Below are 12,302 nucleotides of genomic sequence, written 5' to 3'. Positions count from 1 at the left end.
GATTCGCCTTACAATGACCAGCATGCGCATCCTCATCGTCGAAGACAACCCTGACATCCTGGCCAACCTGTACGGGTTCCTTGAACCGAAGGGCTACGCTGTCGATTCGGCGCGCAACGGCTACGGTGGCCTGGCGCTGGCGTCCGAAAACAACTACGACGTCATCGTCCTCGACGTCATGCTGCCCGGCCTGAGCGGGCTGGAGCTGTGCCAGAAGCTGCGCACCGAGCTGTCCAGCGCGACGCCGGTGCTGATGCTGACGGCGCGCGACAGTCTGCAGGACAAGGTGCTGGGCTTCGACAGCGGCGCCGACGACTACCTGGTCAAGCCGTTTTCCCTGGTCGAACTCGACGTGCGCCTGAAAGCGCTGGCGCGCCGTGCGGGCGGGCAGCACGCGTTCAGCCGCGTCCTGCGCTTCGGCCCGCTCGTGTTCGATCCCGACCAGCAGCAGGCTTCGCGTGACGGCGTCAGGATCGTGCTGACCAAAACCGGGTACGTCCTGCTGCGCTGCCTGATGGCAGCGGCCCCGCGCATCGTGCCGCGCGAGGCGCTCGAGCAGGCGGTCTGGGGCGAAGACCGCCCCGAGAGCGATGCGCTGCGCACGCACATCCACGCGCTGCGCCAGGCGGTCGACAAGCCGTTTGCCTCGCCCCTGATCCATACCATCGCCGGTGTCGGCTACAAACTGGCGATGCCCGATGCGCCCGGCTAGTTCGCTCAGCCGGCCAATCGTCGGCGCCTTCATCCTGTTCGGCGTGGTCTTGTCGCTGTTCTTTGCCGTGCTTGCCGCGCTGGTGGTCGAAGGCATCGAAGTGCATCTGGTCGACGAGCGCCTGGCCGAAGTCGAAAAGTGGGCGCGTCCCAGGGCCGCTGCCGGGCTGCCGGCCGACCTGCCGGCCGGCTTGCGCTTCCACCGGGGCGACGATATCCCGCTCTCGCTGCGTGCGTTGCCGACCGGCGTGTCCGAAGCCGAGGTCGATGGCATCGGCCTGCATGTGCTGGCTGGCGCCGACGAACGGGGGCCATATGTCGTGGTCGACCATGAAAGCGATTACGAGCAGATCGAGATCCTGGTGTATTCGATGTTCGCTGCGTTTTTCGCTGGCTTCGTCACGCTGGCGCTGTTTCTTGGTCGCTTTGTCGGCAGGCGCATCGTCACGCCGCTGCGCGAACTGGCCGACGCCGTGGGGCAGGGCGCATTTGCCTTGCCGCATACCGAACGGGCCGACGAGCTGGGAACGCTGGCGCGCGCGCTGGCCGCGCACACGCGTGAGTTGCGCGAATACCTCGATCGTGAACGCCTGTTTACGGGCGACGTCAGCCACGAGCTGCGCACACCGCTGACCGTCATCATGGGCGCGGCCGAGATTCTCGTCGAAAACGGCAGGACCCCGGCGGTGCAGGCGCCAGCGCAGCGCATTTACCGGGCTGCACAGGAAGCGACAGAGTGCGTGACGGTGCTGCTGGTGCTGGCGCGCGCACCCCAGCTCGCCCTGTTTTCTCCCGTCTCGGTCAACGAGATCGCGCGCCGCGAAACCGAGCGCTACCAGGCCATGGTGACCGGCCGGCCCGTCACGCTGCGCTGTGTCGGCGATGCCGCGTTCCGCATTTGCGCGCCTGCCGAACTGTGCGTGTCGGCCATCGCCAACCTGATTCGCAACGCCTGCCAGTACACCGAGCAGGGCGAAGTCACGGTCGTGATCGAACCGGGGCGCATCACGGTCGAAGACACGGGGCGCGGCTTGCCCGATGCGGTACGGCAGACGCTGGGCGAAGGCGCACGTCCGATCCCGTCGAGCGGATCGGCCGGCACCGGGCTCGGCCTGTCGCTGGTCAAGCGCATCTGCGAATACCTGGGCGCGTCGCTCGTGTACGAGAACCGCCCGAGTGGCGGCAGCCGCTTCACGATCATTTTTCCTGTAGCGTTCACGCCATCCTAACGCCGCGTTGACGGTGGCTTGCCATCATCCTTTCTATCCTTGAAGCACTGCAGCGATGATTGCTGCAATGTCGACAAGGGCGTGAAATGGATAAACTGTTTACAAAACGGATCGATGCATCGCTGCTCGTGCTGGGCGTGGCGCTGTTGCTGGCAAGCCTGGGCAATGTCACGTTCTGGACGGTGCTGGTCCGCGCCACCGGTGGCGTGTCGCTGGCCAGCCTGCCCACGCTTGCCGGAACGTTTTTGATCGTTGTCCTGTTCTTCAATGCCTGCCTGACACTGGCCAGCTTTCGCTACCTCGCCAAGCCGGTGCTGATCGCCCTCGTGCTGGCGGCATCCGCCGCAGGCTACTTCATCGCGGCTTACGGGATCGTCATCGACAAGGCGATGATCCAGAATGTGTTCGAGACCGATACCCGCGAAGCGACCGAATTGATCAGCTGGCAGATGGCCGCCAGGATCGGGTTGCTGGGCGTGCTGCCATCGCTGTGGATCGCCCGCGCGAATATCCAGTTTCCCAGCGGCGTGAAAGGGCTGCTCAAGCGCAGCAGCAATGCCGGCGGCTCGCTGCTGCTGGCGTTTGTTCTGCTGGCGCTGCTGTTCAAGAGCCTGGCGCCGACGTTGCATGAGCACCGCGAACTGCGCTTCCTTCTCACGCCCACCAATTTCATCCAGGCCGTGCACGGGTATCTGCGCAGCCGTTGGGCGGCCGAGATCGTGGTTGCGCCGCTGGGCCGCGATGCCGTGAAGGGCGCTGCCTGGGCCGGTCATCACCGCAAGACGCTGACGGTGATCGTCGTGGGCGAAACGGCGCGGGCGGCGAATTTTTCGCTCGACGGCTACGCCCGCAACACCAATCCGCTGCTGGCACGGCAAGCTGGCCTGATCAATTTTTCGCGTGTCAGTTCGTGCGGTACGGCGACTGCGGTGTCGGTGCCGTGCGTGTTTTCCGCCTTCGGCCGCAACGATTACAGCCAGTCGAAGGCAGCGAGCCAGGAAGGGCTGCTCGACGTGCTGGCGCATGCGGGTTTCACCGTGCTCTGGCGCGATAACAATTCGGGCTGCAAGGGCGTCTGCAACCGCGTCGGGTTCGAGGATCTGTCGCGGCCCGATGGCAAGAATATGCACTGCAGCGGCGACGAGTGCTACGACGAGCGCCTGCTCGATGGCTTGCCTGATTTGCTCGCCAACAGCAGCAAGGACCTGGTCGTCGTGCTGCACCAGAAAGGCAGCCATGGCCCGGCGTATGCCAGCCGCTATCCGCGCGGGTTCGGCCGCTTCGGTCCGGTCTGCACGAGCAATGACTTCGATACCTGCTCGCGCGAATCGATCCGGGCTGCCTACGACAACACGATCCTGTACACCGATTACTTCCTGAGCAAGACCATCGACGGCTTGCGCGCGATCGCCGCCGCGCAGGACGCCGATACGGCCATGCTGTACTTCTCGGACCATGGCGAGTCGCTGGGCGAGAACAATGTGTATCTGCACGGCGCGCCGTACCTGTTCGCGCCGCGCGAGCAGACCGAGGTGCCGATGGTGCTGTGGATGTCCGACAGCTTCAGCGAGCGCTTTCGCATCGACCGGCGCTGCCTGGCCGCGCGGCGCAACGAGCCGCTGTCGCATGACAATGTGTTCCACTCGGTACTCGGCATGCTCGACGTGAACACGGCGGTGCTCAATCCGCGCCTGGACCTGTTCCATGCGTGCGTGCGGGGAGCGTGAAATGCGTGAGATGCTTGAGATGCGTGAGCTTCATCAGATGCGGGCCGAGCCTGGGCTGCACGCGCCGCTGCTGTCGGCGCACGCCCTGCGGCGCCTGGCCATCATGCTGGCGGCGGGCGCGCTGGTCATCCTTTGGCTGGGCCGCTATACGGATCTCGACCTGGTGCTGGCCGATGCCGTGTTCGACGCAGAGCGCCGCGTCTTTCCCTGGCGCGATGCGTGGCTGACCGTCACGTTCAACCACGTGATCGTCAAGCAGCTCCTGATGCTGCTTGCCGTAGGCATCGTCGGCTACGCGCTGGTCGATGCCTGGCGGCCCCGCGCAGCGCTGGGCGCCCTTGGCCGCCTGCAGCTGCGCATCGTCGCGCTGGCGGCCATCCTGGTGCCGGCCGTGACCAGTACCCTGAAACACCTGAGCGCATCGCACTGCCCGTGGGACCTGCTGCGCTATGGCGGCGAGCAGCCGTACGTGCGCCTGTTTGGCGTCTTCCCGGCCGACACGTTGCCGGGTCAGTGCCTGCCTGCCGGCCATGCGTCGAGCGCGTTGTGGCTGGTGGCGCTGGCCGTCTGCTGGCTGCCGGCGCGGCCAGCGCGTGCGCGCGCCGCCGCCTTGCTGGCGATCGGCGCCGGCGCCACGGTCGGCTATCTGCAGCAACTGCGTGGCGCGCATTTCATGACGCATACGCTGTGGTCGATCTGGATCGCATGCACGATCGTCGTGGCGCTGATCGCCACCTTGCAGGGCAGGCCATCATGAGCATGCTGCGCACCGTTGTCGATCCTGCCGAGCGAGCCCTGTCACGCGGCGACCATGTTCGTCTGCAGGGCGTGGTGAACCGGCTGGCAAGGGCGTATCCACCGGACTGGCTCGAACGGTGCGGCGCGCTGTTATATGGCGCGACCATCGTGGCCAGTCTGGGATTGACTGGCCTGGTCGGCGCGCTCTGGTCGCCCTGGTGGACCTACCTGATTCCCGTTGTGTGCCCGCTGCTGCTGGCGGGCGTGCTGCCGGTCTGGCTGTTCGGCCGCGAACCGGGCCGCCCGCGCTGGGCGCATCCGCTGGCCATCGTCAGCGCCGACGATGCGGCGCTGATCGGGCGGATCGTCGATACGATGAACGAGCAAAGCAGGGCCGGGCTGTTGCAGTACTGCCCGGCAAACGATGGCGCGAAGGTCTTCGCGCTCTGGCAGCTGCTGCAGGCTGCCGGCGTCGAAGAACCTCGCTGAAGGCGCGCGCTCAGGCCGGGGTGTTGTCCACCTCGACGGCCCGCGCCGGCTGGCGCCGCATCTTGCGCCCGGTGCGCTTGAGCCAATTCTCGAAGTCGTCGACATACGTGAACACGGCCGGCACGACCAGCAAACTCAGTAACGTCGACGTGATCAGGCCACCGATCACGGCCACCGCCATCGGCGAGCGGAAGCTCGGGTCACCCGAGAAGCCCAGCGCCAGCGGCAGCATGCCGGCGCCCATCGCGATGGTCGTCATCACGATCGGTCGGCTGCGCTTGTGGCAGGCATCGACCAGCGCGTCGAAGCGGTTCATGCCCGCCTGGCGTGCCAGGATCGCGTAATCGACCAGCAGGATCGAGTTCTTGGTCACGATCCCCATCAGCATGATCAGGCCGATCATCGTTGGCATCGACAGCGCATTGCTGGTCACGAGCAGCGCCACGAAGGCGCCGCCGATCGACAATGGCAGCGCGGCCAGGATCGTCACCGGCTGCATGAAGTCCGAAAACAGCAGCACCAGCACGCCATAGATGCACAGCACGCCGATCAGCATCGCCAGGCCGAAGCTGGCGAACAGCGCCTGCATTTCCTGGGCGTCGCCCAGTTCGGCGATCGTCACCGACGACGGCAGCGACTGGAACACGGGCAGCGCGCGCGCTTCGGCATTGACTTCACCGAGCGAGCGGCCCGACAGCTCGACGTCGAGCGTGACATTGCGGGTACGGTTCAGGCGGTTGATCTGCGCCGGGCCGCTTTCCATCGTGATGTCGGCAACGGTCGAGAGCAGCACCGGCCCGTTCTTGCCGGGCACCGTCAGGCGCCCGATCGCGTCCAGGTCGGCCCGCACGGCATCAGGCAGTTTCACGCGGATCGGTACCTGGCGCTCGTCCAGGTTCATCTTGGCCAGCGACTGCTCATAGTCGCCGGCGGTGGCCACGCGCACCGTCTCGCCGATGGCCGCCGCCGTCACACCCTGGTCGGCCGCGCGCGCAAAGTCAGGGCGCACGATGATTTCGGGGCGCACGAGAGAGGCGCTCGAACTGACGTTGCCGATGCCGGGCAGGCCGCGCAATTCACGCTCGGCCTGGCGCGCCGCGGTGCTCAGCGCATTGGCGTCTTCGCTGCGCAGCACCAGCTGCATCTTGGTGCCGGCATCCGGAATGCCGACCGTGAAGCGCGCGCCCGGAATCGCGGCCACGCGGTCGCGGATCGTGTTTTCTATCACGCCCAGCTTCACGTCGCGGTCACTCCGGTCCACCGTTTTCACGGTCAGGACCGCGCGCCGCGCTTCGGCAGCGGCGCCAGGCGAAAACGCGTCGCCGCTCGAGCCGCCGCCGATCGAACTGAAGATGCTCGTCACGCCTTCGACTTTCATCAGTTCCAGGCGCACCTGTTCGGCCACGGCGCGGGTCTGGGCCAGCGTGGCGCCCGGCGCCAGTTCGACGTTGACCTGCGTCTGCGAGCGGTCGGCCGGCGGCATGAAGCCGGTCGGCAGCAGCGGCACCAGCGCCAGCGAGCCCGCGAAGAACACGGCCGCGCCCAGCATCGTCAGGCCACGGCGGCGCAGGCACCATTGCATCACGGCCAGGTAGCGCCGCATGATCGCGCTGTCTTTCGGCTCGTGACCGGCCACGCCGGCGTTCTTCGGCGCCTTGAGCAGGTACGCGCACATCATCGGCGTGAGCAGGCGCGCCACCAGCAGCGACGCCAGGATCGCCAGCACGGCGGTCCAGCCGAACTGCTTGAAGAATTTACCGGGAATGCCACCCATGAATGCTGTGGGCAGGAACACGGCCACGAGCGCGAACGTGGTGGCGATCACCGCCATCCCGATTTCGTCGGCCGCTTCGAGCGAGGCCTGCATCGGCGACTTGCCCATGTGGAGGTGGCGCGAGATGTTTTCGATCTCCACGATCGCATCGTCGACCAGCACGCCGATCACGAGGGCCAGCGACAGCAGCGTGACCATATTGAGCGTGTAGCCGAACAGGTACTGGCCCAGGAAGGCCGGAATCACCGACAGGGGCAGGGCGGCCGCGGCGATCAGCGTCGCGCGCCAGTCGCGCAGGAACCACCACACGACCAGCACCGCCAGCAGCGCGCCTTCGTACAGCATGTGCATCGAGGCGTCGAAGTTCTCGTCGACGGACACCGAGTTGTCGATCACTTCATTGACGATCAGCTTCGGGTTTTCTTTCTTGAGTTGTTCCATTGCGGCGCGCGCGCCGTTGGCGACATCGATCTCGCCGGCCCCGCGCGTGCGGAACACTTCGAAAGCGACGACACGGCGGCCATCCTGCTCGGCCAGCGCGCGCGGCTCTTCCACGGTGTCGAGCACGCGCGCCACCTGGTCCAGGCGCACGTGGCGCCCGTCCGGCAGCGGGATCTCCATCGCGGCCAGCGCCTGCGCGGTGCCGACGGTGGCCAGCGTGCGCACCGATTGCTCGACGCCGCTGACGTCGCCCCGGCCGCCCGGTGCTTCGCGCTGCACATTGCGCAGCTGGCGCGAGATATCCAGCGCCGAGACGCGCAGCGCCGCCATCTTCTGGTCATCGAGCTCCACGCGCATCTCGCGCGTGACGCCGCCCACGCGACGGATTTCACCGAGGCCCGGCACACCCAGCATGCGCTTGGCGACGTCGTTGTCGACGAACCAGCTCAGGTCCTGGTCGTCCAGGCCCGAGCCTTCAGCCGCGGCGATCGTGAAGGTGGAGACGACGCGCCCGGCAGTGGCGGCCTTGGTCACGGTCGGTTCGCGCAGTTCGGCCGGCATGTCGGCGCGCACGCGCGAGACCGCGTCGCGCACGTCGTTGACGGCTTCGGCCGAATCGCGCTCGAGGATGAATTCGACCGTGACGGTGGCCACGCCGTCGAGCACGCGCGTGTAGATGTTCTTGATGCCCTGCAGCGTGGCGACCGAGTCTTCGATCTTGCGAGCGACTTCCGTTTCGAGCTGCGCCGGGGCGGCGCCGTCGAGGACGGCGGTGACGGTGACGATCGGCAGTTCGATGTCGGGGAAGTCCTGCACCTTGCTGGCATTGAAGGCCATCAATCCCGCCACGGTGAGCAGGACGAACAGCATGATCGCCGGGATCGGATTGCGGATCGACAGGGCGGAAAAATTCATCGTGCGGCCTTTGCCGGTGCTGCTGCCGGCGCAGTTGCGGGCGCGGTTGCAGGCGTCGCAATATTGCGTACCAGGTCGCCGTCATTCAGGAACCCGGCGCCGGTGACGACGATGGGCGCGTCGGCCGCCAGGCTGCCGACGATCTCGACCCGGTCGCCCAGGCGGCGGCCGGTGGTGACCTTCAACTGGCTCACGCGGCTGTCCGGATTCAGGCGGTACACATAACTGAAGCCGTCGCGCACCACGATCGACTGCTGCGGTACGGTCAGCGCATTTGATGTGCCCAGTTCGAACCGGCCGCTGGCAAACATGCCGGCCTTGAGCGGCATGTCGCCCGACAGCGCCGGCGGCAGGTCGACATAGACCAGCGCAAGGCGGGTCTGCGGATCGACTGACGGCGCCACGACGCGCACCTTGCCCGTGACTTCGAGCCCGCTGGCGCCGCGCACGATGGCGCGGGTGCCCGCCTTGATGCGGCCCAGGTCCTGCGCCGTTACTTCGGCGCGCCATTCGAGGCGGCCCTGGCGGATCATGCGAAACAGTTCGGTACCCACGCCGACGACGGCGCCGACGGTGGCGCCCCTAGCCGAGATCACGCCGCTGTCGGGCGCCGTCACCTGCGTGTACTTCAGGCGCAGCTGCTGCTGCGTGAGCGTGGCCTGGGCCGACTGGACGCGCGCGGCGCCGGTCTGCTCGCCCGTCACGTATTGCGTGACCTGCTGGGCGCTGAGGGCGCCGGAGCTTTCCAGTGCGCGGGCGCGGTCGGCATTCGCCTTGGATTCCAGGGCATTGGCCTTCGCTTCGAGCAGCGCGGCGCGCGCGCCCTCGATATCGGCGCGCACGGTTTCATCCGCGAACACGGCCAGCACCTGGCCCTTTTTGACCACGTCGCCCACATTGACGCGCACTTCGTTCAGGCGCAGTCCGTTCGATTCGCTGCCGATGACGGCATCCTGCCAGGCGGCGATGCTGCCGTTGGCGGTCAGGCTGATCGGCAGGCTGGTGGTGGCGGGGCGGGTGGTGGTGACGCTCAGGGCAGGGCGTGGCGCGGCCTTTTCTTCCTTGGCGTCGGCGCGGTTGATCGTGGCCAGCGCAATGACGGCGCACAGCGACGCGGCCCCGAGGGCGATGGCAAGGGCACGTGGATGTCGAATGGTTTTCATGGTGTCTGGGTGATCGCGGCCTGGTCCAGCAATCCGGCAATCCGGCGCTCCGGCAAGCAACTGAGTGTAGCAAATGTGACGCCCCCGGCAGGGCTGCACGGGTGTCATTGCAAATAGTGCAGTGCGGAAAAATAGGCGGTTTGGCAGGGCGTTCTGCAAATTTACAACAGTAGATCTACCGTATTGCACTGCACAATAAAAAGAGATATATTGGACCTGTCTCCTCCAGTTTTCTCCGAAAATTGGATTTGCCGCCCGCCAACCACCAGGTTCTGCGGGCGTTTTTTTTTGCTCTGTTTAGACGTTTTCACCTTGGAACGACCCGGCGCGCCAGGTCAGCACCAGCGTATCGCGGTAACCATGCTCGCCCAACGGCTGGATCGGCGTCGATTCGTGGATCACGGCCGCGTCGTCGAGCAGCAGCAGCGTCCAGGGTTCGGTCATCGTGAAGCGCTGGCCGGCCGGACCGTCGGCGTCAAATACGCGCGTCTCGCCGCCCTTGATGCCATGGCGGCCAATCATGATCACGGCCACGAAATTCACGCCGTCGCGGTGCGCGCCTTCGGGTGTCGGGCGGCCGATGCCGTCTGCCGTGTCGATCCTGAACTGGTGCGCTTCGACGAACCACGGTTGCACCGGCGTCACCGCCGAACAGATGGCGCCGAGCGCATGCAGCAGGCGTTCCCAGGCCGGGTTGGCGACGGTCGCTGTTTCCATCGGCGCGAACAGGCGGTGCATGCCGCCGTGCAGCGCGTTGTACTCGACCGGCTGCCAGTGCGCGCGGTGCGGCGTCTGCACCAGGCTGGCGCCATCGTCGATGAAGCACGAGTGACGGCGGCGCCGATAGCGCCCGCCATCCTTCAGGTAGTCGTCGAGTTCGAGCCGGTCCCAGCTCGGCACGAGCGTGGCCAGTTCAGGCAAACTGCAGCCGGCCAGCAGCGCAACGTCGTCAGGGCGCAGCAGGGCGTAGCCGGTGTCGCGCAGTGCGGCCGTCAGGTGCGACGGATCGAGATAGGGCAGGGGCGGTGTGGTCATTCCGCTAGCCTAGCACTTTCATTGCCGCCCGGCCAGACTTCACCAGGTCTTGACGAGGGTCAGGCGCAGCGAGCGCGGTTCGATCGGGTGAAAATGCACGTCCGCTACCGGCGCGGTTTCGCCCGCCAGTTGCGACTCATAGAAGTAGTCGATCGCCGAGGCGCGCCGGTTCGTCAGGTTGAACGCTTCGAGTTCCAGCTGCAGGTCTTTCGCCAGCTGGTAGCCCACACGCCCGTTGAGCGTCACGCTCGCCTTCGAACGCACGCTGTCGTCTTCGATGAGCGGGCGCGGACCGAACCAGCGCAGGCGCAGGGAACCCGACCACGGGCCGCTGCGGTCGACCGTCACACCCAGTTGCGCGACGCCTTCGATCGCGCCCGGGATCCGGTTGCCCAGCGAGCGGGCGCGCGCCCAGGCCGCGTCAAAGTCAACCGACAGCCATTTGTAGGGCCGGTAGTAATTCGAAAACTCGATGCCGTAGCGGCGGCTCGGATCGCCCGCCTCGGTGTTGCCGGCGTCGCCGATATAGGTCAGCTCGGAATCGAAGTCGAGACGGTACACGGCCAGCGACATCTGCATCTTCGGAATCGCCTCGGTGCGCAGGCCGAACTCCACGCCGCGCGAGCGCACGAGGCCCGGGGTGCGCTCCACCGCATCGAGCGTTTTCGGATCGACCGTGGCGACGGTGCCGCGCGCGTCGTTGCTGTGAAAGCCGTGGCCGTAGTTGGCATACAGCTCGGTGGAGGCCCACGGGCCGTAGGCGATGTTCAGCGTCGGCGTGACCAGGGTGTCGTGCGCCTTGCCGGCGTTTTCAGGCCGGTCGCCATCGACGCGGAAGCGGTAGTTATTCGCGCGCACACCGACGACCGTGCGCAGCGCATCGCTCCAGCGCGTCGCATTCTCGACGAACACCGCGCCACTCGTTTCGACGATGTGGTCTTCGCGCGTGGTGGCAATCCGCGCGCGCTTGCGGGTGTCGTACAGGCCGTTGTAGATATTGTCGTTCTGGAGTTGCGCGCCCACTGTCAGGTCGGACGACAGCGTGTCACTGCGGTGCATGTGCCAGGTGTGGGTGGCGTCCAGGCCCGTCGTCACGCGCCGGTCGGGCTGGGCGAACTGGTCGCCGTTGACCGGATCGTTCAAAAAGTAGGTGAAATTCGAGAACAGTTCGAGCTCGTTGCGGATCACGTAGGCGCTCACTTTCGAGGCCGAATCGGTGTCCGTGCTGCGCCAGATACCCGAGATGCTCTGGCGCCGCGCTTTGCCGCCATCGCTGTCGTCGATGAGGTCATAGCGCCCGATGCGGCCATCCTCGACGGCCCGCAGCGGAATCTGGTCGGTTGAATTCCAGTGGCCGCTGTAGCTCATCGCGGTGACGTTCCAGCCATTGTTGGCGTAGCCCTGGCTGTAGCGCAGCACGGCGTTGACCTTGCGGTAGCCGTCGGGGCGCGTCCATGGGCCATCGTTTTTCATCAGTTCCAGCGCGTACAGCAGGCTGCCGCCGGCAACCTCGGGCGAGCCGGCCAGCATCGTGCGGGCGTAGCCGTCCTGGCCGACCGTCGCGGAGGCGATGCTTTTCACCAGGCGATTGGCATAGCTGAGCGACGCCACGCCGGCGGACGAGAAATCGCCTTCGCGCGCCGAATACGGCCCCTTGCGGTAATCGAGCCGGCCCACCAGTTCGGGAATCAAAAAATTCAGGTCGGTCCAGCCCTGGCCGTGCGCGTGGCTGCGCTGGTTGACGGGCATGCCGTCGACCCAGGTGGCCAGATCGGTGCCGTGGTCGAGGTTGAAGCCGCGCAGATAGAACTGGTTGGCCTTGCCTTCGCCGCTGTGCTGGCTGGCGATCAGGCCGGGCGTGACTTCGAGCAGTTCGCCCGGCCGGTAGGCGATGCGCCCGGCCAGGTCCTTCGCACCGGCGCTGCCGGCGCCGGCCGAATCGGCGATGCCGAGCTGGCTGGCGCGGGCGCCTTCGACCAGCACGCGCTGGAGCTGGAAATCATCGGCATGAACGGTCGATGAGGCGAACAGCGCGGCGAGCACGCAAGGGATGGGACGAAGCAGCATGGGCAAGTTCAGA

At 66.5% G+C, this 12,302-nt stretch carries 9 protein-coding genes; 5 read left to right on the top strand and 4 right to left on the bottom strand.

Annotated features, from left to right (window positions below):
* Nucleotides 1-22: 22 nt before the first annotated feature.
* The 5 genes from AC56LW_RS05030 (at nt 23) to AC56LW_RS05010 (ending at nt 4,894) form a co-directional block, all read left to right on the top strand.
* A complete protein-coding gene (locus AC56LW_RS05030; RefSeq protein WP_499632248.1) occupies nt 23-712 on the top strand; it encodes a response regulator transcription factor in 690 nt (229 codons plus the stop codon).
* Entirely contained in the window at nt 699-1,940 is a 1,242-nt protein-coding gene (locus AC56LW_RS05025; RefSeq protein ID WP_332533132.1) for a sensor histidine kinase, read from the top strand. The genes AC56LW_RS05030 and AC56LW_RS05025 overlap by 14 nt, the downstream gene beginning before the upstream one ends.
* Before the next feature lie 86 nt (nt 1,941-2,026).
* Nucleotides 2,027-3,667 (top strand): phosphoethanolamine transferase, encoded by a 1,641-nt coding sequence (locus tag AC56LW_RS05020; protein WP_499632244.1) that lies wholly within the window; start codon nt 2,027-2,029, stop codon nt 3,665-3,667.
* A gap of 1 nt (nt 3,668) precedes the next feature.
* Complete coding sequence (locus AC56LW_RS05015; RefSeq protein ID WP_499632242.1) at nt 3,669-4,424, top strand: phosphatase PAP2 family protein; 756 nt, start codon at nt 3,669-3,671, stop codon at nt 4,422-4,424.
* Nucleotides 4,421-4,894, top strand: a complete 474-nt coding sequence (locus AC56LW_RS05010; protein WP_499632239.1) for a hypothetical protein — start codon at nt 4,421-4,423, stop codon at nt 4,892-4,894. Before AC56LW_RS05015 ends, AC56LW_RS05010 begins: the two co-directional genes overlap by 4 nt.
* 10 nt (nt 4,895-4,904) lie before the next feature.
* Here the strand turns inward: AC56LW_RS05010 and AC56LW_RS05005 are convergent, their stop codons facing one another.
* From AC56LW_RS05005 to AC56LW_RS04990, 4 genes are all read right to left on the bottom strand, one after another.
* Complete coding sequence (locus AC56LW_RS05005) at nt 4,905-8,024, bottom strand: efflux RND transporter permease subunit (protein ID WP_499632237.1); 3,120 nt, start codon at nt 8,022-8,024, stop codon at nt 4,905-4,907.
* On the bottom strand, nt 8,021-9,187 hold the full coding sequence (locus AC56LW_RS05000) for an efflux RND transporter periplasmic adaptor subunit (RefSeq protein ID WP_499632234.1): 1,167 nt from the start codon (nt 9,185-9,187) through the stop codon (nt 8,021-8,023). Before AC56LW_RS05000 ends, AC56LW_RS05005 begins: the two co-directional genes overlap by 4 nt.
* Before the next feature lie 297 nt (nt 9,188-9,484).
* A complete protein-coding gene (locus tag AC56LW_RS04995) occupies nt 9,485-10,222 on the bottom strand; it encodes a 2OG-Fe dioxygenase family protein (RefSeq protein WP_499632231.1) in 738 nt (245 codons plus the stop codon).
* Between the two features lie 39 nt (nt 10,223-10,261).
* Nucleotides 10,262-12,289 carry a TonB-dependent receptor gene (locus AC56LW_RS04990; protein ID WP_499632228.1) on the bottom strand — a complete coding sequence of 676 codons (2,028 nt, stop codon included), beginning with the start codon at nt 12,287-12,289 and terminating at the stop codon, nt 10,262-10,264.
* Nucleotides 12,290-12,302: the final 13 nt, after the last annotated feature.

It is taken from the genome of Telluria sp. LT2P80, assembly GCF_059685955.1.
Note: the sequence above shows the minus strand (reverse complement) of the source record. Positions and strands in the feature narration are given on the sequence as shown.

Bases quoted from the DNA above. Each gene is read 5' to 3' on its own strand.
- AC56LW_RS05010 (WP_499632239.1), top strand. From the start codon at position 4,421: ATGAGCATGCTGCGCACCGTTGTCGATCCTGCCGAGCGAGCCCTGTCA.
- AC56LW_RS05005 (WP_499632237.1), bottom strand. From the start codon at position 8,024: ATGAATTTTTCCGCCCTGTCGATCCGCAATCCGATCCCGGCGATCATG.
- AC56LW_RS05000 (WP_499632234.1), bottom strand. From the start codon at position 9,187: ATGAAAACCATTCGACATCCACGTGCCCTTGCCATCGCCCTCGGGGCC.
- AC56LW_RS05015 (WP_499632242.1), top strand. From the start codon at position 3,669: ATGCGTGAGATGCTTGAGATGCGTGAGCTTCATCAGATGCGGGCCGAG.
- AC56LW_RS05020 (WP_499632244.1), top strand. From the start codon at position 2,027: ATGGATAAACTGTTTACAAAACGGATCGATGCATCGCTGCTCGTGCTG.
- AC56LW_RS05025 (WP_332533132.1), top strand. From the start codon at position 699: ATGCGCCCGGCTAGTTCGCTCAGCCGGCCAATCGTCGGCGCCTTCATC.
- AC56LW_RS04990 (WP_499632228.1), bottom strand. From the start codon at position 12,289: ATGCTGCTTCGTCCCATCCCTTGCGTGCTCGCCGCGCTGTTCGCCTCA.
- AC56LW_RS05030 (WP_499632248.1), top strand. From the start codon at position 23: ATGCGCATCCTCATCGTCGAAGACAACCCTGACATCCTGGCCAACCTG.
- AC56LW_RS04995 (WP_499632231.1), bottom strand. From the start codon at position 10,222: ATGACCACACCGCCCCTGCCCTATCTCGATCCGTCGCACCTGACGGCC.